General features: G+C 60.2%; 21 protein-coding genes. 10 read left to right on the forward strand and 11 right to left on the reverse strand.

Annotation, left to right across the window (positions count from 1 at the left end; genetic code table 11):
- Nucleotides 1-6: 6 nt before the first annotated feature.
- The 4 genes from PBDP_RS10160 to bufB all read right to left on the reverse strand — a co-directional run bounded on the left by PBDP_RS10160 (nt 7) and on the right by bufB (nt 4,510).
- Complete coding sequence (locus PBDP_RS10160; RefSeq protein ID WP_212802183.1) at nt 7-1,404, reverse strand: KamA family radical SAM protein; 1,398 nt, start codon at nt 1,402-1,404, stop codon at nt 7-9.
- Nucleotides 1,405-1,657: 253 nt separating this feature from the next.
- On the reverse strand, nt 1,658-2,305 hold the full coding sequence (gene bufA1 / locus PBDP_RS10165; protein WP_109751699.1) for a BufA1 family periplasmic bufferin-type metallophore: 648 nt from the start codon (nt 2,303-2,305) through the stop codon (nt 1,658-1,660).
- A 599-nt stretch (nt 2,306-2,904) separates the two neighbouring features.
- Nucleotides 2,905-3,696, reverse strand: a complete 792-nt coding sequence (locus PBDP_RS10170) for an HvfC/BufC N-terminal domain-containing protein (RefSeq protein ID WP_212802184.1) — start codon at nt 3,694-3,696, stop codon at nt 2,905-2,907.
- Nucleotides 3,686-4,510 (reverse strand): MNIO family bufferin maturase, encoded by an 825-nt coding sequence (gene bufB, locus PBDP_RS10175; RefSeq protein WP_116831937.1) that lies wholly within the window; start codon nt 4,508-4,510, stop codon nt 3,686-3,688. Before bufB ends, PBDP_RS10170 begins: the two co-directional genes overlap by 11 nt.
- A 135-nt stretch (nt 4,511-4,645) precedes the next feature.
- Between bufB and PBDP_RS10180 the strand changes: the two genes are divergently transcribed.
- On the forward strand, nt 4,646-5,362 hold the full coding sequence (locus tag PBDP_RS10180; protein ID WP_109751702.1) for an alpha/beta hydrolase: 717 nt from the start codon (nt 4,646-4,648) through the stop codon (nt 5,360-5,362).
- 59 nt (nt 5,363-5,421) lie between these two features.
- Here the strand turns inward: PBDP_RS10180 and PBDP_RS10185 are convergent, their stop codons facing one another.
- Both PBDP_RS10185 and PBDP_RS10190 read right to left on the reverse strand, forming a co-directional pair.
- Nucleotides 5,422-6,009, reverse strand: a complete 588-nt coding sequence (locus PBDP_RS10185; RefSeq protein WP_212802185.1) for a DcrB/PsbP domain-containing protein — start codon at nt 6,007-6,009, stop codon at nt 5,422-5,424.
- Nucleotides 6,010-6,045: 36 nt separating this feature from the next.
- A complete protein-coding gene (locus tag PBDP_RS10190; protein ID WP_109751704.1) occupies nt 6,046-6,993 on the reverse strand; it encodes a LysR family transcriptional regulator in 948 nt (315 codons plus the stop codon).
- A gap of 142 nt (nt 6,994-7,135) precedes the next feature.
- On the opposite strand from PBDP_RS10190, the gene PBDP_RS10195 reads away from it, so the two are divergent.
- Nucleotides 7,136-7,738, forward strand: coding sequence for an NADPH-dependent F420 reductase (locus tag PBDP_RS10195; RefSeq protein ID WP_109751843.1), 603 nt, complete (start codon nt 7,136-7,138; stop codon nt 7,736-7,738).
- 14 nt (nt 7,739-7,752) lie between these two features.
- Here PBDP_RS10195 and PBDP_RS10200 read toward each other — a convergent pair whose 3' ends face one another.
- Nucleotides 7,753-8,685 carry a LysR family transcriptional regulator gene (locus PBDP_RS10200; RefSeq protein WP_176688221.1) on the reverse strand — a complete coding sequence of 311 codons (933 nt, stop codon included), beginning with the start codon at nt 8,683-8,685 and terminating at the stop codon, nt 7,753-7,755.
- Nucleotides 8,686-8,797: 112 nt separating this feature from the next.
- On the opposite strand from PBDP_RS10200, the gene PBDP_RS10205 reads away from it, so the two are divergent.
- Together PBDP_RS10205 and PBDP_RS10210 are read left to right on the forward strand one after the other, a co-directional pair.
- Entirely contained in the window at nt 8,798-9,292 is a 495-nt protein-coding gene (locus tag PBDP_RS10205) for a DMT family transporter (protein WP_109751706.1), read from the forward strand.
- 2 nt (nt 9,293-9,294) lie between these two features.
- Nucleotides 9,295-9,747 carry a DMT family transporter gene (locus PBDP_RS10210; protein WP_212802186.1) on the forward strand — a complete coding sequence of 151 codons (453 nt, stop codon included), beginning with the start codon at nt 9,295-9,297 and terminating at the stop codon, nt 9,745-9,747.
- A gap of 5 nt (nt 9,748-9,752) precedes the next feature.
- Here PBDP_RS10210 and PBDP_RS10215 read toward each other — a convergent pair whose 3' ends face one another.
- The 3 genes from PBDP_RS10215 to PBDP_RS10225 form a co-directional block, all read right to left on the reverse strand.
- Nucleotides 9,753-10,034 (reverse strand): hypothetical protein, encoded by a 282-nt coding sequence (locus PBDP_RS10215; RefSeq protein ID WP_212802187.1) that lies wholly within the window; start codon nt 10,032-10,034, stop codon nt 9,753-9,755.
- A 128-nt stretch (nt 10,035-10,162) separates the two neighbouring features.
- Nucleotides 10,163-11,179 (reverse strand): purine-nucleoside phosphorylase, encoded by a 1,017-nt coding sequence (locus tag PBDP_RS10220; RefSeq protein WP_176688220.1) that lies wholly within the window; start codon nt 11,177-11,179, stop codon nt 10,163-10,165.
- 41 nt (nt 11,180-11,220) lie between these two features.
- Nucleotides 11,221-12,171 carry a nucleoside-specific channel-forming protein Tsx gene (locus tag PBDP_RS10225; RefSeq protein WP_163854528.1) on the reverse strand — a complete coding sequence of 317 codons (951 nt, stop codon included), beginning with the start codon at nt 12,169-12,171 and terminating at the stop codon, nt 11,221-11,223.
- 308 nt (nt 12,172-12,479) lie between these two features.
- Between PBDP_RS10225 and selD the strand changes: the two genes are divergently transcribed.
- A complete protein-coding gene (selD, locus tag PBDP_RS10230) occupies nt 12,480-13,514 on the forward strand; it encodes a selenide, water dikinase SelD (protein WP_212802188.1) in 1,035 nt (344 codons plus the stop codon).
- Nucleotides 13,514-14,617 (forward strand): tRNA 2-selenouridine(34) synthase MnmH, encoded by a 1,104-nt coding sequence (gene mnmH, locus PBDP_RS10235; protein ID WP_212802189.1) that lies wholly within the window; start codon nt 13,514-13,516, stop codon nt 14,615-14,617. Before selD ends, mnmH begins: the two co-directional genes overlap by 1 nt.
- A gap of 142 nt (nt 14,618-14,759) precedes the next feature.
- Here the strand turns inward: mnmH and PBDP_RS10240 are convergent, their stop codons facing one another.
- The gene (locus PBDP_RS10240; protein WP_109751713.1) at nt 14,760-15,434 is read right to left on the reverse strand and encodes a histidine phosphatase family protein; all 675 of its coding nucleotides are present in this window, start codon (nt 15,432-15,434) and stop codon (nt 14,760-14,762) included.
- A gap of 316 nt (nt 15,435-15,750) precedes the next feature.
- Here PBDP_RS10240 and PBDP_RS10245 point away from each other — a divergent pair, with 316 nt between their 5' ends.
- The 4 genes from PBDP_RS10245 to PBDP_RS10260 all read left to right on the forward strand — a co-directional run bounded on the left by PBDP_RS10245 (nt 15,751) and on the right by PBDP_RS10260 (nt 20,167).
- A complete protein-coding gene (locus PBDP_RS10245) occupies nt 15,751-16,449 on the forward strand; it encodes a glutathione binding-like protein (protein ID WP_109751714.1) in 699 nt (232 codons plus the stop codon).
- Nucleotides 16,446-17,303 carry a PhzF family phenazine biosynthesis protein gene (locus PBDP_RS10250; RefSeq protein ID WP_116831947.1) on the forward strand — a complete coding sequence of 286 codons (858 nt, stop codon included), beginning with the start codon at nt 16,446-16,448 and terminating at the stop codon, nt 17,301-17,303. Before PBDP_RS10245 ends, PBDP_RS10250 begins: the two co-directional genes overlap by 4 nt.
- Before the next feature lie 114 nt (nt 17,304-17,417).
- Nucleotides 17,418-18,392, forward strand: a complete 975-nt coding sequence (hemB, locus tag PBDP_RS10255; protein WP_163854522.1) for a porphobilinogen synthase — start codon at nt 17,418-17,420, stop codon at nt 18,390-18,392.
- A 680-nt stretch (nt 18,393-19,072) separates the two neighbouring features.
- Nucleotides 19,073-20,167: a DUF1615 domain-containing protein gene (locus PBDP_RS10260; RefSeq protein WP_163854520.1), complete on the forward strand. Its 1,095-nt coding sequence runs from the start codon at nt 19,073-19,075 to the stop codon at nt 20,165-20,167.
- Nucleotides 20,168-20,231 lie beyond the last annotated feature (64 nt).

A 20,231-nucleotide genomic window follows, 5' to 3' on the forward strand; every position in this document is an offset into this window, starting at 1 on the left:
GAACACTTATTTGACGGATTTCAGTACATCTTCGAGCAACTGTGTCCGCGTCGCCGGATTCATCCAGAGGGCTTGGGCGTCTGCGGTCAGGGTATGGAGCGGGTCGCAGTAAAGAAAAACCTTGTCCTCCTTTACGGCCGGCGCGCGATAGGCGGCGATACCCAGGTATTGGTCGTAGTAGTCGTAGCTATGGATATCGCGCTTGCCGCCACCGCCGGGCAGATCCACGATGAAATGCGGCGTGTTATGCCCGGCAATCAGGCCACGGGTGGATTTTTCCAGGGCGATCGAATCGCAAAGGCTGGTTCTGAGTGCCTCGACACCACGAATCATGTCCCCTTGAAAACAGTAGTAGGGACGCACGTTCAGGTAGGCAAGGCATTCGTTCAAACGGTGCATGGTCTGCGGGTTGTCATTGACGCCTTTGAGGATGACGGCCTGGTTCCTGACCTCGACGCCACGCTCATAGAGCATTCCCAAGGCCTTGGCGGTGATCGCCGTTATTTCGTTCGGATGGTTGAAATGAGTGTGTATCGCAATGGACTTGTGCATCTTCCTCGCCCGGTCCGACAAGCGCGAAATGGCATCGGTCCAGTCGTGATCGCTCTGGATCTTCATCGGCAGTACCGCCAACCCCTTGGTGGCGAAACGCATGCGTCGTACATGGGGAACGTCCAGCAGTCGTTCACCGATCTCGGTGATCTGCCGGGCCTTGAGTCGATAGGCATCGCCGCCCGAGATCACTACGTCCTCGACACTGCAATTGGCTTCTATGTAGCGCAGGGCAGGCTCCCAGCGCTCGCCGGGGGCGTTGATCTTCTTCTTGGTCACCGCATCGGTGTCCAGCCCCACCGCATAGCTGCGGGTGCAATACCGGCAGTAGACCGGACAGACATTGGTCGCCAGGAACAACACGCGGTCCGGGTAGCGGTGGGTCAGCCCCGGGGCCGGTGAATCATCCTGCTCGCCCATGGGGTCGAGCTTCACCATGGGATGATCGATGGATATCTCCGAGGCCAGGGGCAGGAACTGGCGCCGCAACGGGTCCAGGTAAGGGTTGTCCCAGTCAATCAGCGAGAGGATATAGGGCGTCAGCCGGATAGACATCGGAGCCATCTGATGACCTTCTTCAAGGTCTTTCAGGAACGCGGCACTGATTCTGTTCTTGATCAATGCACCCAGTGCACCAACGCTGGTAATGGCATTTTTTTCTTGCCACAGATGATTCAGAAACAACTGGGCATCAATGTCTTTCCAATGAGCCAGGTCGCGCCAGAATTCATCACTTCGAAAGGCATATCGCAGCGACAGTAATGGTTTCAGACGTTGGCCCTGAGAAGAATGGGCAATCAATGACTTTAATGGAATGTCAGCAAAGTCATAATCCACAATGTTACTTGACATTTGGTGTCGTCCCTTTCAGATGGCTGCGTCCATAGACTGACAATACTTAATATTTATCTTAAATCAAGGTGCTGGTTTATTTATTTATTCAGTACTTTTCAAAGGCGAAAGTGTACGTACTGCAAATTTTTTAATTGCAGTTTTTTGTCCCGAGCATAACCAGGCCAAGCGCTATTGTTGAGCGCGTATTGTTCTACGCTGCTCTATCGGCGCCTGAAGCGGTTAATGAAATGTATATAGGAGCACGGTGAATTCAGTTAGGCACGCTGCCCGACTTCACTTCTTGATGAATGAGTGCTGTGGAGGACGCGACAACCCCCGGTTGAGGCTGCGCCGTGCCCGAAGACTGGACCAGATATTGCGCCACGTTGGCGATGTCCTGGTCGCTGAGGGACTTGGCCACGGTCACCATCACAGGAGATGGACGCGAGGCATCACGGAAGGCTCGCAGTTGTGTCTCCACATACTTGGCAAACTGACCTGCCAGTTTTGGGTACTCGGCGTTTTCAGAGGCGCCAGCCGTGCCGTGGCAGGAAGAGCAGGCTACGATGCCGCGGGCATGATCGCCGGCGTTGAAGAGCCGTTCCCCGGCGCCAACGTCAACGGTCGCAGCGACAGCGGGCTCGTCGAACGGGCAGGCGTCTGGCTGGGCTTTGACGACGCCGCCCATCTGCGTGCAGGTGCCTTTGGGCACAGCGACCCACTCAAGTGGATCGTTGTCGACCTTGCTCATTTCCGAGCAGTCGTGCAGGCAACTGCTGTCGGAGCAATCGTTATGACCTGCCTTGGCTACGCCGTAGCAAACCTCGGTCTCTGCTGTTTTATCAGTTGCCACATCGGCCAGCGAAGCACTGCTGATGGAGGCCAACGCGGTGGCTACCAGAATATCCTTTAGATTCATCACGCAAGTTCCCGGTCAAGGTTTTATACAGTCATTAATTTTTATGAGTCTTTCGCACACACGAACGGACCGTATTACAGTCAGTCTGTAAACATGTATCAGGCGTTCAGCGGATTATTTGATTTTTAAATGGGTTTTTAACGGTGCCCGCGACAAGCGAACTTGACCAGCAAGTCGTGCCGGAACTTCGTATGCAGGGAGTCATGAAGGTCGAGGGGCAAACAGCGATAAGAGGACGCCGTCTGCGCGGAGTTGATTCGCTAAAGTAACTGTTTGGATACATTTACCGCTCCCTTTTGGTACAGGCCGCGTCTGGCGACTTGTTCGGAATCCGTTCCTGTCAGGTTACACAGCACTCGTTGTCTATCGAAAGTGCTATGTGCCCGTCGTATCTTCACCGCGAAATCGAATCTATTGCTGGGGAGTTTGCAAGGTGCTTTCTATTTGTAGCCCACGACCAGAATATTTCTAATCGATATAAGCTTATAAAATGATTCAAGATGTAACAGGATGTCGCCGGCTGTCTACAATGGGGGTTCGGCCCCAGCAGTACGCGACCACGGAGACAGAATTGCCCGATACAGGTGTTTTGGCAGGGCTCAGGGAACGGCAGTCAGCAGGCCATCATTCAACCAGCGGGTGACCAGGGTAGCGCTATCGACCAGTTGGGGCTGCCCCAGCGCGCTGTAACGCTCCTGGGCGGCGATCAACGCTTCGCCCAGGGTCGTGCCCTGCGCCAAGCGCTCCAGCGCCGCGGCTTCCCAGGGCTCGACCTCGCGTGCTTCGACGCTCCAGCCGTTTCGATAGACGAGAGCGGTGCAGGCGTGGCGGTTCACCGACGGTAGAGGCTGGTTCTGCTGGCGATGGGCGGCCCATATCTTGACCACCGGCCATTCGCAGGGCAGCAGTCCACAGCCCGGCGACAAGGTGAATCGTTGGATATCCAGCTCGGCGCTGCTCATTGTGGCCAGTGCCCGAGGATCGAGTGCCGTGGCTTTTCGGGCATGAGAGGCAAGGTGGAGGGCCCATTCCAATGAGGCCACCGCCGCAAAATATGGGTAGGGCGCTGCGGAAGGATATTGATCGAGGAAAGTCGGCAGGCGCTCGCCGAACATGCCCAGGTCTGGATGTCGCGACGGATAGCGCCGCCCATAGTCATAGGCGAGCGAGCGAAAAAAATGATCGCCCACCAGCGCCTTGATGACGGGATAGGTCAAGGCCAACGACTGCTCCTGATGCCGCCACAGCCCGCTGCGATAGCGTGCGAAGCGTCGCCGGTCCCCAGCGCTTGCCGTCTCCAACCATCCTTGTGGCAGGACAGAGGGCGATGATGAACTATCCAGCGCCTGGGTAAAGCTGATCTGCAGCGCGGCCAACTCTTCACGTGTCATGCAACACCTCCCGGGCAATCGTCCGAGCGATCTCGACCTGATCGAGCAACTCGCCCAGCGGCGGCAGGCGTGTGTCCCATTCAACCAGTACCGGTACCGGGCCAAACCGGCGCAAGGCATTGCGATACAGTGCCCAGACCGGTTCCGCCACCGCGCTGCCATGATCGTCGATCAACAGGTCCTCTTCCTGGCTATGGCCCGCCAGATGAAATTCGCGAACAGCCGATTTATCCAGAGCCTCCAGGGCGGCGAGTGCGCATTCACCATGGTTGTACTGATTGACGTGGAGGTTATTGAGGTCGAGTAGCACTGCACTTCCGGTGCGTGCCACCACTTCGGCGAGGAACTGGGTTTCGCCCAGGGTATCGCCGTGGTAGCGCAAGCTGGTGGAGATGTTTTCGAGCAACAACTGTTGGCCCAACGTATCCTGGACCTGATCGACCCGGTCACAGACCAGGTCCAGCGAAGCTTCAACCAGGGGTAGCGGCAGCAGGTCGTTGAGGCATCGTCCTTCAATCGCCCCCCAACTCAAATGCTCGGATACCAGGAACGGATTTACGTCCGCAGCCAGGCGTCGTATGCGTTCGACATGGGCGCTGGAAAAACCATGGACCGAGCCGATGCCCAGTCCGACGCCATGTAGGCTGATGGGATATCTTTGCGCCAGGCATCGCAGAACATGCAGGTCCTTGCCGCCAGGCCCCAAGTAGTTCTCCGTATGAACCTCAAGCCAGTCGACGGCGGGATGGCCCTCCAGGAACGCTTGATAATGAGGGGCCCTGAGGCCAACACCAATCCGTGGTAATGGACGCACTTTTTCTGACTCGCTTGTCGATGGTCGCCGCTGATCATAGCGCAGTGTCGGATCGAATTGAGCAACCACTGATAACCGCTGTCTACCGCCGGCACCGTGTCTGCTGTGCGGCTATCGAACGATGGAGGAAGATTGATGTTTAAAGCGCTCACCCTGTTTCTGTTGCTGGTCTCGTCCGGGTTGCAGGCCCAACCCTCGCTGCACACGGACTTGCCGCTCAACTACCTGGCCCAAGTCGATGGGCAAGCCGGTAACCGCCCGCTGGTGATCTTCCTGCACGGCTCCGGCAGCAACGAACAGGACCTGTTCGAACTCAAGGACGAACTGCCCCGGGATTACAACTACCTCTCGGTGCGGGCGCCGAAGAGCATGGAGCAGGACCGTTACCAGTGGTTCGCCAAAAAGGGCGAGGGCGCCTATGACGGTGACGCCTCGGACCTGAAGGCCAGCGGCCAGGTGCTGCTGGATTTCATCGACAAGGCCCGGGCCAAATATTCGACCGACGCGAGCAAGGTCTACCTGGTGGGGTTCAGCCAGGGGGCGATGATGAGCTACGAGGTGGCCCTGCGACACCCCGAAGCTGTCGACGGCATTGCCGCGATGGGTGGGCGTGTCCTGTCGGTGCTGCGGGCGGAACTGACGCCCGACGAGTCGCGACGGGCACTGGCGATATTCATCGGCCACGGTACGGCAGACCCGATCATTCCCTACCACGATGGCACCGAGGCCAACACATTCCTGAAGACCCTGGCGCTGGAACCGGAATTCCATGCCTACCTGGGCCTGGGCCACAGCATCAGTGCGCAGGAGGTGCAGGACCTGCGAGCCTGGCTGGAGCGACTCAACCCCTGACCCGCTGTAAATCCCTGTGGGAGCGAGCTTGCTCGCGATTGAGGGCTATGCGGTGCCCGTCACTGACCACTGGCGATCTGTTTCACCAACGCTTCATGACCGGTCTTGTCGCTGGCCCGGGAGATGATCTGCACCACCGCCATGCGCGTGCCGGAGGCGCCTATCAACGTGGTGTCCAGGGTTGGCCCGCCGCCCTGGGTGGCGCTGGTATCGAGCTGGCGCAGACCCAGGCCGGTGCCTTTCTGGGTCAGGCTTTTTTCGCCGAGGATCTTGGCGTCCGGCAGGGCCTTGGTTTTCTGAACGGCGAAGTCGGCGAAGGTGGTATCGAGAAAGGCATTGTCGTTGTCCTTCACATTCGCGCCGTTGACGATGGTGTTTTCAGCGGTGATCACAACGGTTCTGCTGGCGGCATTGCTGTACATCGTGCCCGTTGCCCCGGCCGTGCCCTGGGTCAGTTCACCGGCGGGCAGCGGCGTCGCCGTGAAACCCTTGGGCAGGGTGAAGTTAAGCTTGCCACCCAGCATCGAAACCTTCTGTGCCGGTGCATCGCCAGCGGTTTTGGCCGGGGCGGCATGGGCAGGTACCACGACCAGGTTGGCGATGGCCGCCAGCAACAGGGCGGTGGCTTGTTTACTCAGCAATGACATTGAAACGCTCCACGGATGGTCGTGCTCGGAGGCCGATCATCCCATGGGCGCTGCACTGGATTCCAGCGCGCAGAAACGCTTGGCCAGCCCTTCGCGTTCGAAATGTTCAGTGATGAAGTCAATAAAGCCCCGGGTCTTGGCGGGCATCAATGTGCGGCTGGGGTAATACAAGGAGATTGCGCCAAGGTCCATGTACCAGTCCGGCAGTAACCGCACCAATTCGCCCCGTTCCAGCCAGGGCAGCACGTCCGGCACCGTCAACAGTGAGATACCCAGGCCCAGCAGGGTGGCTTCGCGCATGGCGACGGGGTCGTTGAGGACGATGGATTCGGGCAGCCGCAGCGCCGATTCAAGCCCGGCAGCGTTGCGCATCACGGCCTGGCGCACGCGACCGGTCAGGCTCGAGCGCAGCACGATGTTATCGAAGTGGGCCAGGTCTTCTGGATGCGCGGGCCGGGGGTGTGTAACCAGGTAGGCAGGACTTGCCACCGCGATCAGATGGGCCGGTGCCAAGGTGCGCGAGACGACGCCGGGCGTCAGTTCGAAGCCGCCGCCAATCGCCGCGTCGAAGCCTTCGGCGATCAGGTCTACCCGGCGGTTTTCGAAATGCCATTGTGGCCGGATCAGCGGATAGCGAGCCAGGAATTGCGGCATCAGCGGCAACACATGCCCGATGCCGAAACTCGGTGACAGGCTCACTCGCAATACCCCGGCCGGTTCACCCCGTTCCGTGGTCACGGCGCCGATGGCCGTCTGCAAGGCTTCGAGGTGAGCGCCGATACTGGCCAGGAAGTGTTCGCCGTTTTCGGTCAGGGACAATTTTCGGGTCGAGCGCTGGAACAGGCGCACGCCCAGGTTGCGCTCGAGCATCGCTACGTTGCGGCTGACGGCGGCAGGCGTCAGGCCCAGCAATCTGGCGGCAGCGGAAAAACTCCCCGTCTCGGCACTGCGGGCGAAGCATTCAAGGTTGGCGAGGGTTTCCATGGCGTTCTGCCTGATAGCAATGCTTGAAAATTATTCAAGCTATTACCGGCTAATCAGGCGGGAATGACAAGAGCAATATGCACCCCAACGGCGGACATCACCGCCAGGCTTATCCCAACCTTTGAGGACAGACGACATGAGTATCGAAACCATTGGCATCATCGGCGCCGGCGCCATTGGCAGTGCTTTCGCCCGCGCCCTGGCCCGCCAGAACATCAACGTGGTGATTGCCAACAGCCGTGGCCCGGACAGCCTGGCCGGGCTGGTCGCCGATCTGGGGCCCACCGTGCGTGCCGGCACCGTGCAGCAAGCCGCGGCCCAGCCGATGGTGTTGGTGGCCGTTAATTGGTCGAGGCTGCCGGAGGCGTTGAGTGGTTTGCCGGACTTTGCCGGGCGCATCGTGATCGATGCCAACAATGCAATCAAAGTCCCGGAGTTCGAGGCGGTTGATCTGCAGGGCCGGGCTTCCACCGAGGTGTTCAGTGAGTGGGTGCCGGGCGCACGGGTGGTCAAGGCCTTCAATCACTTGCTGGCGCGCCTGCTGGAGGCAGATCCGACGTCCGAAGGCGGCAAGCGGGTGCTGTTCCTGAGCGGTGACGACGTGCAGGCACGCGATGAGGTCGCGCAGTTGATCGAGCGCTTGGGATTCTTCGCCGTGGACCTGGGGCCCCTGAGTGTAGGCGCACGCTTGACCCAGTTCCCGGGCGGCCCTCTGCCGGTGCTGAACCTGGTCAAGTTCGACTGAGCCTAACAGTGCGCTCAGCGATCCCAATAGGGCACTTCGCCAAAACACTCCAGGAAAAAATCGATGACCGTGCGCACCTTCACCGACAGGCGTCGGCTGCCCGGCCAGAGAATGGCGATCTGCTGGGGTTCGAGGCTGTTGGAGGCCTGGTAATCCTCCAGTACCGGGACCAGCCTGCCATTGCGCAACGCTTCGCCGATCAGCCAGGATGGAAACATCACCAACCCCAGGCCTTGTTCGGCGGCCTGGGTCAAGGTGTCGGCATGGTTGCTGGTGATCGGGCCCTTGACGCTGTAGGGCGTCCAGGCCTGGCCCGGGCGGCGGAAGAACCAGCGCTGCTGGCCGGTCACGCCTTTGTAGGCCAGGCATTGATGGGCCGCCAGATCCTGGGGTTTGAGCGGCACGCCGTGGCGAGCCAGGTAGGCGGGGCTGGCCGCGATCTGAAAACGATGGGGGGCGACGACCCGCGCCTGCATGCCTGAGTCATGCAGCGGGCCGATCCGAAACAGCAGGTCGGCGCCTTCCTGCAGTGGGTCGACGTAACTGTCGGTCTGCTGGATCTCCAATTGCAGCTTTGGGTAGCGTTCGCACAACTGGCCCAGCCACGGGGTCAGGTGGCGCTGGCCGAATACCACCGGGGCGTTGATCCGCACCAGTCCGGAGGGCTCGCTGTGCTGTTCCTGCAAGGCTTGTTCGGCTTCCTCCAATTGCACCAGTAGCAGCCGGGCATGATGCCCCAGTAGGCGGCCGGCTTCGGTGGGGGACACGGCGCGGGTGTGCCTGTAAAGCAATTGCTGGTTCAGGGCCTGCTCCATCAGTTGGATCTGCCGGGAAATCGATGACGGAGCCAAGCCTTCGCGCCGGGCCACCTCCGAGAAACTGCCGTGATCGAGCACCGCGACAAACAAGCGAAGCGCCTTGAAGCCGAGTTCATTGAGGCCGTGCATGGGGTGGCGGTCCTGTGCGTATTACGCAAAAGTGTTGTCGGGATACTCCCATTTATCGCACAGGGACACCAGCCGATAATGCCGGCCTTCCTTTTCCAAACAGGTTCTGAGCATGCAGGTTTCCTCATTGAACGAAGCCGGTCCGGTGACGGCTGCCCAACCACGGTCGTTCTTGCGCTGGCTATTGTTGCCCGTGGTGATCCTGGCCGGTATGGGCTTGTCGGTAGAGGCCGGCCTGCTGGGGCCGCTTGGGAGCCAGGTCGGGCATTTGTGGGCCACCCTGAGCATCTTTGGCGTCGGCTCGGCGATTCTCTTCCTGCTATTACTGCTCAGCGGTCGGCAACAAGGCCCGGCCCTGAATGAACTGCCACGCTGGCAACTGATCGGCGGTTTCCTGGGGCCCATCTACGTGGTGGTGCTGACGCTCGCCACGCCCCACATCGGTATCGCCATGACCATGGTCGCGATCCTTTCCGGCCAGGTGGGAAAAAGTGTCTTGATCGACCATTTCGGCTGGTTCGGTGCGAGCCGCAAACGGGTCAACGGCGAACGTTGGCTGGCGTTGGCACTGATAGTCGTAGCCCTTATCCTGATTGCCCGAGGTTGAATATGAGTCTGTTCATTTTATTGCTGGTGGTGGTCGCTGCGGGTGCGGTGCTGAGTGTCCAGGCGGCTATCAACGGCCGCCTGGGCCAGACGGTCGGTGTGCTGCGCAGCAGCCTGCTGACCTTTGCTGTGGGCGCTGTGGTCACCGGGTTGCTGATCGTATTTTTCGAACCGGCCCACGCGGTCACCTTGCTGGATGTGCCGAAATGGCAGCTCAGCGGTGCGTTGTTCGGCGTCGTCTACATGATGGTGATGGTCGGTGCGGTGCCGCGGGTCGGGACGGGCGTGGCGACGGTGGCGGTGATCGTCGGGCAATTGGGCATGGGTATGTTGATCGACAATTTTGGCTGGCTGGGCAACCCGGCCATCGGGTTGTCCGGTAGCCGGGTCCTGGCCATGGCCTGCCTGGCCTTGGCGCTGGTGTTCATGTATCGCAGCAGTGTGCAGCAGGCCTGAAGGCCTCAGCTGCTTTCGACGTTCAGTCGCAGGCTGCCATCGTCCAGGCGCTCGGTGCTTCGGACGATGCCACTGGTTTGCCGGCCTTCGGCGCTGAATACTACGATCTGGGCTTTATCCAGGTCGTCCGGCATTGGTGGGCGTACGTGCAGTACGAACCATGGCGGTTCGGCGTCGTCGAAGCGTTTGACGTCGAACTGGCAAGTGGCATTTTGGGTCTGGTGCCCAAGTAGCGCGTCCAGGCCGTAATAGAAGTGAGTGCTGTCGGCAGCAAGGGGCATGTGCATCGGCGGTCTCCTGGGGACGCTCGGTGGATGTTCAAGTGATCCTGCCTGGAATGGAAAATTCCATCGGGTGAGCTATGGAAACTAGCTCACCACCCCTGCACATTTCCTGTGGTGTGAGCTTCGACAGATCACAAAGCAGGCACACCGTTTTCCCACGCCGACCAGTTTTTCACGATGTCCTGCACCACCGGGTTGCCGGTGCGGAAGAGGTTTTCCAGTGCAGGAACGAACGCGCCCTGATCAGCGTATTTGAGCAGGTTGTCCACTTCGTTGCCGCCGGGTTCGGGACGATCGAAGTCGGACCCGGCCCGCAGTACGGCCAGCCGGTTGATATCGACCCGACCTTCTCGGCTGGCTCGCAGCAAGGCCTCGTAGGTGGAGTTGTCCTCCTGTTGGGTGGTGCAGTAGACGCCTTTGTTATCCGTGAGCAGGCGGGTCCAGACCTCGGCGCGTTCGCTCAGGCGCGTACCGGAGAACCAGGTGTTGCCGGCCAGGGTGTCGCAGCGGGTCACCACCGGTGGCTGGTTGGCCGGTGCATACGGATATTTCAAACGCCAGGCGGCTGACTCCTTGCTTTCAGTCAGGGCCACTTTCTGGCTGAGGGCAAATGCCTTGGCTTGCAGGGCCGGGTTGAGTTCGAAGACTTCGGTCTTGTAGTCCAGCGGCGGCTTTTCATTCGGCCCCTTGGTGTTGATGCCCAGGTAGCCGGTGGGCCAATCCTTGGGTACATCGCGCGAATCAAGCTCCCATTGGGTGCCGAACTCCACCAGGTAATGGGCCCAGGCAGTCGTCCCGAGGGTGCCGTGGTGCGGGTTGATCCCGGCGATCCCGGCCACCAGGAAATAGCTTTTGCGCAGGTCGACGGCTGGCGAGAGCGCCAGGGCCAGTGTCGAGGCTGCGGCGTTGGTCTGGCCCATGCCGGTGATCAGCAGGCAAACCCGCTCGGCATTGCAGCGGATCGTTGGATACTCGGCGGACAGCCCTGGTACGCGGATCTCATTCTTGAGTTGCAGGCGTTCGATCCAGTTCTGCGCCTCGGGAGCGAACATCGTGATCAGCATGACTTTGGGTTGAAGCGGCGGTGTGGCCCCGGCGGCCGAGCAGAACAGGGCCAAACCGATTGAAGCAAGCAGGCGATTGGTCATGAATCGTTACCTCCATGGATTAGAAAAGGGCGAGCAGGGGCTCAGAATTGATAGCCGACACCCGCGTAGTATCCCCACCCATCGGAGCGGGCGCGGAAGTTACCGTCGCCAAAGTTAAGCTCACTGCCGTCCTGCCAGTTGCCGCCGTTGTGAAAGTAACGGCCCACCAGGGTGAAGCGCAGGTGCGTGAACGAATACAGCAAGACGTTAGTGGCGACTGTGGCGTTGGCGGTGCGGGCCGGGTTGTCCTTGTGCAGGTCTGAACCGAAATCGAAGTTGGTAAAACCGATGTACGTCAGCGAGGCGCCGTTGCTGAACTGGCTGATCGGCACGATATATTTGAGTTGGGCGCGATAGCCATCCCAGGAATATTCATTGCTGGCGCCGTAGTTTTCCCATTGATAACGCCCGTAGAAGTTGGCCGACAGGTTGACCCGCGAATGGGTATCGATGTCGGTGCCCAGGCCGCTGTACAAGGTGTTCGCGCGATTGGCGCTATTGCTGCCGTGATCGTAGATCCAGTCGAACGCCACATACCACTCCTTGAATGGCCCGATGGCCAGGCTGCGGCCAGTCATGTAGTCGATGGAAATACGCGGTTCATGCTCCATGAACACCGGCGAGCCGTGATCCCACACACCTTTGTCGTGGCTGTTGCCGATATCGAAGATCTTTGGGATGTCGATATAGCCATACAGCTCGAACGGCCCCTTGCGTCCGAAATATTCGTATTCCAGATAGACGTCGTCGACGGGTTGCGGGCCGAAGCTGATGTCCTTGCTGCCGATGATCGTCAGGTCCTGGTTGTACCAGTCGGACAGGTAGACACCTTTTTTCGAGGAAGTGGCTTCAGGGCTGAGCGCCTCACCTTGGGCGGATGCTTCGCTCGTCTGGGCCTGGCTGGTGGTGCTGAGTAATCCGGTAACGGCGGTCAGTAGCACAGCGGCTGCGAATACGCCGGGCGCGGCGTGACACCGAGGATTGAAGTCCATGGAAAGTCCTTGTTCGTGCGGGTCGAAACCCGGGTTCCGTGATTGAAAAAACGCGACTCGCTTCGGCGTTGCGAGTGATTTCGCAAACGTTTGCACATCCTGTACCAGTTTTTCGTACTGGCTTGAAAAACATGTATTTAGGACATTTTTCCTGTCCTTATGGTCAGGCGTCGTGCACGACCTGTTACCCGGTTCCTTGAAGGGGCACCAAAAGGTGGCAGGGCGTAAGGGGGCACTGTCGTGCAGCGACACAGGACCGTCGGCGTTGCTGGTAGACTCGTTCCAATTGACTGACACGAGGTATGCCCATGAGCGAGCCGATTCGCCTGACCCAGTACAGCCACGGCGCCGGTTGCGGCTGCAAGATTTCGCCCCAGGTGCTGGAAGTGATCCTGGCCGGCAGCGGTGCGCAGAACCTTGATCCCAAGCTGTGGGTCGGCAACGCCTCCCGGGACGATGCTGCGGTATACGCCATCGACGAGGAACGCGGCGTGGTCTCGACCACCGATTTCTTCATGCCGATTGTCGATGACCCGTTCGATTTCGGTCGCATCGCCGCCACCAATGCCATCAGCGACATCTACGCCATGGGCGGTGACCCGCTGATGGCTATCGCGATCCTCGGTTGGCCAGTCAATGTATTGGCCCCGGAAATTGCCCGGGAAGTGATTCGCGGTGGTCGTTCAGTGTGCGACGAGGCGGGTATCCCCCTGGCTGGCGGACATTCGATCGACGCGCCTGAGCCGATTTTCGGCCTGGCGGTCACAGGGCTGGTGCAAAAGCGCCACATGAAACGCAACGACACGGCTATCGCCGGTTGCCGCCTGTACCTGACCAAGCCCCTGGGCATCGGCATCCTGACCACGGCGGAAAAGAAGGGCAAGCTGCGCGCCGCCGATGTTGGCCTGGCCCGTGACTGGATGTGCACCCTCAACAAACCCGGCAGCCGCTTCGGCAAGCTCGACGGTGTGACGGCGATGACCGACGTCACCGGTTTCGGCCTGCTTGGGCACTTGGTGGAAATGGCTGACGGCAGCCAACTGACCGCGCGCATCCGCTATGACGCAGTGCCGCGTCTGCCGGGTGTCGAGTACTACCTCGACCTGGGGTGTGTGCCGGGCGGTACGTTGCGCAACTACGACAGCTATGCCAGCAAGGTCGGTCGGGTCCAGGAACTGCACAAGCGCGTGCTGTGCGATCCGCAGACCAGCGGCGGCCTGCTGATCGCTGTCACGGCGCAAGGCGAGGCGGAGTTTCTTGCGGTTGCCGCTGAGCTCGGCCTGGCCCTGGAGCCCATCGGCGAACTGGTCGAGCGACAGACCTACGCGGTCGAGGTGTCTTGATGGGCCATGACATCACCGATTACCGCGACATCTTCCTCAATGACCGACCGATGATGGACACCCGTGCCCCGGTCGAATTCATCAAGGGCGCCTTCCCCGGTGTGGTCAATTTGCCGTTGATGACCGACAGCGAACGGCAACGCGTCGGTACCTGCTACAAACAACAGGGACAGCAGGCCGCCATTGTCCTGGGGCACCAACTGGTATCCGGTGAAACCAAGGCCCAGCGCATCCAGGCCTGGGCCGAGTTCGCCAAGGCCCATCCCGACGGTGTGCTGTATTGCTTTCGCGGAGGCTTGCGTTCGCAGATCGTCCAGCAGTGGCTCAAGGACGAAGCGGGCATTGACTACCCCAGGGTCGGTGGTGGCTACAAGGCCATGCGTACGTTCCTGCTGGAGACTGTCGAGCAGGTGGTGAGCCAGTGCGACCTGGTGCTACTGGGCGGCATGACCGGCACCGGCAAGACTGAAGTGCTGGGTCAGTTGGGCAACAGCCTGGATCTGGAAGGGCATGCCAACCACCGTGGTTCGAGCTTCGGCAAACGCGCCACCGGCCAGCCTTCCAACATCGATTTTGAAAACCGCCTGGCGGTGGATGTGCTGAAAAAGCGCGCCGCCGGCATCGAACAATTTATCCTTGAAGATGAGAGCCGTGCAGTCGGCAGTTGCGCCTTGCCGCTGTCCTTGTACCAGCGTATGCAGCAGGTTCCGATGGTCTGGCTGGAAGACAGCCTCGAGCACCGGGTGGAGCGGATCCTGCGCGATTACGTGGTCGATCTGTGTGCGGAGTTTGTCGCCGTGCATGGCGACGAAGGTTTTTCGCTGTTTTCCGAGCGGTTGCTGGCAAGTCTGGACAATATCCACAAACGCCTGGGCGGCGACCGTCACCGGCGCTTGATGAACATCCTGGAAACCGCCCTGGCCGAGCAGGCCAGCAGCGGCGCCGTCGACTTGCATCGCGGTTGGATCGAAGGCTTGTTGCGTGAGTATTACGACCCGATGTACGCGTTCCAGCGGGAAAAGAAGGGGCGGCGGATCGAGTTCTCGGGGGAGCAGGCGGCGGTGTTGGAGTATCTGCGTGAGCGGGCGGTTCGGGGAGGGTGAACTCGCAAGTTCGGGCTCATGATTGGAAAATACTAACCCGGTGGGAGCGAGCCTGCTCGCGATAGCGGTGCATCAGTCACATCAATGCCAATGGGGCCAACGCTATCGCGAGCAGGCTCGCTCCCACAGGGGGGCTTTTTGGTCAAGTCGGGCAGGCTTCCTGGCCGTTGTCCAAGCCTTGCTTGTAGCTCTGGCTGGTGAGGCTGGCCTTGCCGTTGTGCCAGGTCAGGGTCAGCACATACAGCGAATCATAATCGCCGGATGCCCAGTCATCGGTAATGGTCTGCTTCTTGCCCACGGCCTCGCCGGCAACCTTGTTGATCAGCTCCGGCAAGTAGCCATGGGACCATGCGGTATAGATGGTCGAGTTGTGGTACTTGTCATGCAGCAATTCGTCCGCCAGGTCGCCGGTATCGTTGGCCGAAAAATTGATGTTCACCGGCAACCCGAGCTTGATGGCACTGGGGCTGATGGTCATCAGCGGGCGAATATAGCTATAGGAATTGTCCAGCTCACCCTCTTCGACATTGCGGGTAGGGTTGGCTGCGAACACGTAGTCGGCCTTGCCGAATTTTTCTGGCAGCAGGGTCGCCAGGTCGATGGCGCGGTTAAGGCCCTGGCAGTTGAGCTGGCCCAGGCCTCCGGCGGGTTTCTCGGCGTGGCGCAGGAACACCAGGGTCTGGATGCCATCGACTGGCTGGGCGCGACTGACGCTCGATTCCAGCGACAGCACCAGGCCACAGGTCACAAGCAGCGTCGGCAGCAACAGCCACGAACGGCGTTTGAAGCGTCTGGCGAAATTCAGTGGGTTCATCATCGAATAAATGTTCTTTTGAACTCTCTAGTCAGGCTGACAAACCTGGGGCACCGGGAAGCGTTGGCCTCGGGTGTTTTTCCGTGTCGTTACTCCGCTTCGGTTCCAAAGGGGCACTGCTCAGAGTCTCTTCGTGCCCTTTGGTTCGATCTCGGTTGATCCCGTGCACTGTAAGGCCTCCTGTTTGGAGGTCAGTCGAATCTTAGCGACAGGATGTTGCGGAATTAAGAACGGTCGGTGTGAAACCCGTGATGCGCTGGTGCTGTCTGGCACATCTTGGATTATTCTCAGGCCTTTCCTTAATTGCCGAGCCTGTCCCATGCCCGACTTGACCTCATTCCCCATCAGCCAGAAATGGCCCGCCCAATACCCGGAGTGGCTCCAGCTCTACTCCCTGCCAACCCCCAACGGCGTGAAGGTCTCGATCATGCTGGAAGAGATCGGCCTGCCATACGAGCCCCACAAAGTGGACTTCGCCAGCAACGATCAGCTGTCGCCCGAGTTCCTTTCCCTGAACCCGAACAACAAGATCCCGGCGATTCTCGACCCTCATGGGCCGGGGGACCAACCGTTGGCGTTGTTCGAGTCGGGGGCGATCCTGATTTATCTGGCGGACAAGAGCGGACAGCTGCTGGCCCAGGAATCGGCGGCGCGCTACGAGACGATCCAGTGGTTGATGTTCCAGATGGGCGGGATCGGGCCGATGTTCGGGCAGCTGGGGTTCTTCAACAAGTTCGCCGGCAAGGACTACGAAGACAAGCGGCCGCGCGATCGCTACGTCGAGGAAAGCAAGCGCCTGCTCAAGGTGCTCGATGGCCGTCTGCAAGGGCGGGACTGGATCATGGGCGAGCGTTACACCATTGCCGATATCGCCACCTTTCCCTGGGTACGCAACTTGATCGGTTTTTATGAGGCCGGTGATCTGGTCGGTATCCAGAACTTCCCCAATGTGACGCGGGTGCTGGAGCGTTTCCTGGCCCGACCGGCTGTGGCACGTGGATTGAAGATCCCGGAATGAGTAACCCGCCGCCCCGCCGATTCGATTTCAAGCAACTGGATGTGTTCAGCGACGTACCCCTCAAGGGCAATCCGTTGGCGGTGGTGCTGGGGGCCGATGGGATCAGTGATTCGCGCATGGCGGCTTTTGCCAACTGGACCAACCTCAGCGAAACCACGTTCCTGTTGGCGCCGCAGCACCCGCAGGCCGATTACCGGGTGCGTATTTTCACCACCTCGACCGAATTGCCGTTTGCCGGGCATCCGACCCTGGGCAGTTGCCACGCCTGGCTGGAAGCCGGAGGCGTGCCGAAAGGGCAGGAGATCGTGCAGGAATGTGGCGTTGGCCTGGTCAGGATTCGCCGCAACGATCGTGGGTTGGCATTCCTCGCACCGCCCTTGCTCAAGTCCGGTCCGCTGGAGGCCGACCTGCTGGAGCGGGTGCGCAAGGCGCTGGGGCTCGCCGCCGAGGCGATTGTCGAGGCGCAATGGGTCGATAATGGTGCTGGCTGGCTGGCCTTGATGCTCAAGGATCGCCAGCAGGTCCTGACGCTCAAGCCTGATTATCATCAATTGCTCGATCTGGCCGTGGGCGTGATCGCACCTTGGGATCGGGCCGTGGATGGCGATGAGGCACACTTTGAAGTGCGCGGCTTCATCGCTGGTGACGGCATGCCGGAGGACCCTGCTACCGGCAGCCTGAACGCCGGGCTCGCGCAATGGATGCTGGACAAGGGCCTGGCGCCTTCGTCCTATGTGGTCAGCCAGGGCTTGACCATGGGCCGGGCCGGGCGGATTCATGTCGAGCAAATAGGGGAGGAGATCTGGATTGGCGGCGCGGTGGTGACTTGCATCAATGGCTCGCTGACCTTGTGAGGCGATTATTGCCGCGCCGGTAACACTCTGTTTTCCTGCCGGCGTTTGTGCCCTGGTCGACCAGGGCATAAGCTTTGCCCCCTTGTGATCGAGCATCCATTTGCCAGGAGTCCCATGACCAGTCAGTTCCCCGAAGCCCGTCCACGCCGCCTGCGTCGCAATGCGAGTCTGCGCAGCCTGTTCCAGGAATCCGAGTTCACGTTGAACGACCTGGTGCTGCCGATTTTCGTCGAAGAAGAAATCGATGACTTCGTGCCGATCAAGAGCATGCCGGGGGTGGTACGCATTCCTGAATCGAAGCTGGCCGGCGAGATCGAGCGCTATGCCCGTGCCGGCATCAAGGCGGTGATGACCTTTGGTGTGTCCCATCACCTGGACAACGACGGCAGCGACACCTGGAGCGAGCGCGGTCTGGTGTCGCGCATGGCCGGGATCTGCAAGGACGCGGTGCCGGAAATGATCGTGATGTCCGACACTTGCTTTTGCGAATACACCGATCATGGTCATTGCGGCGTCCTCCACGGGCACGAAGTGGACAACGACCGGACCCTGGTCAACCTGGGCAAGCAAGCCGTGGCGGCGGCCCGCGCCGGTGCCGATGTGATCGCGCCATCGGCGGCCATGGACGGGCAGGTCCAGGCCATTCGCAAGGCCTTGGACGAAGCCGGTTTCAGCCAGACGGCGATCATGGCCTATTCCACCAAGTTCGCCTCGGCGCTCTATGGTCCGTTCCGCGAGGCCGGCGGCAGCGCGCTGAAAGGCGATCGCAAGAGTTACCAGATGAACCCGATGAATCGCCGCGAAGCCCTGCGCGAATCCTTGCTCGATGAACAGGAAGGTGCCGATGCGCTGATGGTCAAGCCGGCCGGTGCCTACCTCGATATCATCCGTGACATTCGCCAGGCTTCGAACCTGCCGCTGTCGGCTTACCAGGTCAGTGGTGAATACGCGATGATCAAGTTCGCCGCCCAGGCCGGCGCCATCGACGAAGCCCGCGTGGTGCGCGAAAGCCTCGGCGCGATCAAGCGCGCGGGGGCAGACCTGATCTTCACTTATTTCGCGATGGATCTGGCGCTGAGCGGGATCTGATCAGCGCTGGATTTTCGCTGGGAGCGGGTGTTCACACATCCGGCGTTCACCCCAATCCCTGTGGGGGCTGAGCTTGCTCGCGATAGCGGTGGGTCAGCTTCGGTGATGTTGGATGTGCCGCCGTCATCGCGAGCAAGCTCGGCTCCCACACTGATTTTGATTGGACGCAAGTTTTATATTCACCGCCATTCCCCTGTGGGAGCGAGCCTGCTCGCGATAGCGGTGGGTCAGTTGGCGGTGATGTTGGATGTGCCGCCGTCATCGCGAGCAAGCTCGGCTCCCACACTGATTTTGGTTGGACGCGAGTTTTATATTCACCGCCATTCCCCTGTGGGAGCGAGCCTGCTCGCGATAGCGGTGGGTCAGTTGGTGGTGATGTTGGATGTGCCGCCGTCATCGCGAGCAAGCTCGGCTCCCACACTGATTTGATTGGACGCAAGTTTTATATTCACCGCCATTCCCCTGTGGGAGCGAGCCTGCTCGCGATAGAGGTGGGTCAGTTGGCGGCGATGGTGAATGTGCCGTCGGCATCGCGAGCAGGCTCGCTCCCACATTGGGTTTCTGGGGCTATCGAGCCGGTTTCCTTCCAGGACCATTTCGGTGCTCTGCGCGATAGAACATAGCCCGTACCCGCTTTTGATCGTATGGTTGCTCCGGAATAACAGACCTGATGGAGCACCATGCAACTCAATCGATTGATGATCAGCGTCGCCGCGTTGCTGGCCCTTGCCGGTTGCGGCAGCCGCCAGGTCCAGGAGCCTGAGCGCCAGCCCGCCGAGGTCAAGGCGCAGATTGTGCGATTGCTGCCGGCCAAGACTGTGGATCGCGAGGGCTGGGCGACTGATATCTATGTCGCTTTCGCGGCTCAGCAGATCCCGACCACCACGCAGAACATCTGTGCTGTCCTGGCGGTGACCGAACAGGAGTCGACGTTCCAGGCCGACCCGCCGGTGCCGGGGCTGGGCAGGATCGCGCGTCAGGAGATCAACCGCCGTGCGGCGAAGGTGCACGTTCCGGAGCTGTTGGTCAGTGGTGCACTCCAGGTACGTTCGCCCAACGGCAAAAGCTACAGCGATCGGCTCAACGCGGCGCGTAGCGAGAAAGAACTGAGCGAGATTTTCGACGACTTCATTGGCATGGTGCCGTTGGGCAAGACACTGTTCGACGGTTTCAATCCGGTGCACACGGGTGGGCCAATGCAGGTCAGCATCGCCTTTGCCCAGGCCAATGCGCGAAATTATCCCTATACGGTAGATGGCTCGATTCGTCGCGAAGTGTTCAGTCGTCGTGGCGGGATGTACTTCGGTATCGCGCATTTGCTGGGCTATCCGGTGAGCTACACCGAGCCGTTGTATCGTTTTGCCGATTTCAATGCCGGGTGGTACGCCAGTCGTAACGCGGCTTTCCAGCATGCGGTAAGTGTAGCGTCGGGCATTTCCCTGGCGCTGGATGGCGATCTGGTTGCCCATGATTCAATCATGCCAGGCAGCACGGAATTGGCGGTACGTACGTTGGGCAAGTCGCTAGGGATGCGCAACCCGACCATTCGCGATCAATTGGAGCAGGGTGACAGCCTGGCATTCGAGGACAGCAAGCTCTACAAGCGTGTGTTCGAGCTGGCTGAGCGGGCCGAGGGCAAGGCGTTGCCGCGGGCGGTACTGCCGGGGATCGTGCTCAAGAGCCCGAAGATTACGCGCAAGCTGACCACCGCGTGGTTCGCCAAGCGGGTGGATGAGCGTTATCAGCGGTGCATGGCGCGGACGTCGGGGCGTTAGCCAAACGCAGGCCAAGTAAAAGCCCGGCGGATAAGGCCGGGCTTTACTGGGATGGTGTGGGGGC

The sequence above is a fragment of the Pseudomonas sp. St290 genome (assembly GCF_018325805.1).
Classification (GTDB): domain Bacteria; phylum Pseudomonadota; class Gammaproteobacteria; order Pseudomonadales; family Pseudomonadaceae; genus Aquipseudomonas; species Aquipseudomonas bijieensis.

Excerpts from the sequence above, each read along its gene's own strand:
- mnmH (WP_212802189.1), top strand. The coding sequence starts at position 13,514 with ATGGGCCATGACATCACCGATTACCGCGACATCTTCCTCAATGACCGA.
- PBDP_RS10215 (WP_212802187.1), bottom strand. The coding sequence starts at position 10,034 with ATGCACATGCCCCTTGCTGCCGACAGCACTCACTTCTATTACGGCCTG.
- PBDP_RS10210 (WP_212802186.1), top strand. The coding sequence starts at position 9,295 with ATGAGTCTGTTCATTTTATTGCTGGTGGTGGTCGCTGCGGGTGCGGTG.
- PBDP_RS10185 (WP_212802185.1), bottom strand. The coding sequence starts at position 6,009 with ATGTCATTGCTGAGTAAACAAGCCACCGCCCTGTTGCTGGCGGCCATC.
- PBDP_RS10200 (WP_176688221.1), bottom strand. The coding sequence starts at position 8,685 with ATGCACGGCCTCAATGAACTCGGCTTCAAGGCGCTTCGCTTGTTTGTC.
- PBDP_RS10170 (WP_212802184.1), bottom strand. The coding sequence starts at position 3,696 with ATGACACGTGAAGAGTTGGCCGCGCTGCAGATCAGCTTTACCCAGGCG.
- PBDP_RS10205 (WP_109751706.1), top strand. The coding sequence starts at position 8,798 with ATGCAGGTTTCCTCATTGAACGAAGCCGGTCCGGTGACGGCTGCCCAA.
- PBDP_RS10180 (WP_109751702.1), top strand. The coding sequence starts at position 4,646 with ATGTTTAAAGCGCTCACCCTGTTTCTGTTGCTGGTCTCGTCCGGGTTG.
- PBDP_RS10220 (WP_176688220.1), bottom strand. The coding sequence starts at position 11,179 with ATGACCAATCGCCTGCTTGCTTCAATCGGTTTGGCCCTGTTCTGCTCG.
- PBDP_RS10250 (WP_116831947.1), top strand. The coding sequence starts at position 16,446 with ATGAGTAACCCGCCGCCCCGCCGATTCGATTTCAAGCAACTGGATGTG.
- PBDP_RS10160 (WP_212802183.1), bottom strand. The coding sequence starts at position 1,404 with ATGTCAAGTAACATTGTGGATTATGACTTTGCTGACATTCCATTAAAG.
- PBDP_RS10260 (WP_163854520.1), top strand. The coding sequence starts at position 19,073 with ATGCAACTCAATCGATTGATGATCAGCGTCGCCGCGTTGCTGGCCCTT.
- PBDP_RS10240 (WP_109751713.1), bottom strand. The coding sequence starts at position 15,434 with ATGATGAACCCACTGAATTTCGCCAGACGCTTCAAACGCCGTTCGTGG.
- bufA1 (WP_109751699.1), bottom strand. The coding sequence starts at position 2,305 with ATGAATCTAAAGGATATTCTGGTAGCCACCGCGTTGGCCTCCATCAGC.
- PBDP_RS10190 (WP_109751704.1), bottom strand. The coding sequence starts at position 6,993 with ATGGAAACCCTCGCCAACCTTGAATGCTTCGCCCGCAGTGCCGAGACG.
- PBDP_RS10245 (WP_109751714.1), top strand. The coding sequence starts at position 15,751 with ATGCCCGACTTGACCTCATTCCCCATCAGCCAGAAATGGCCCGCCCAA.
- selD (WP_212802188.1), top strand. The coding sequence starts at position 12,480 with ATGAGCGAGCCGATTCGCCTGACCCAGTACAGCCACGGCGCCGGTTGC.
- hemB (WP_163854522.1), top strand. The coding sequence starts at position 17,418 with ATGACCAGTCAGTTCCCCGAAGCCCGTCCACGCCGCCTGCGTCGCAAT.
- PBDP_RS10225 (WP_163854528.1), bottom strand. The coding sequence starts at position 12,171 with ATGGACTTCAATCCTCGGTGTCACGCCGCGCCCGGCGTATTCGCAGCC.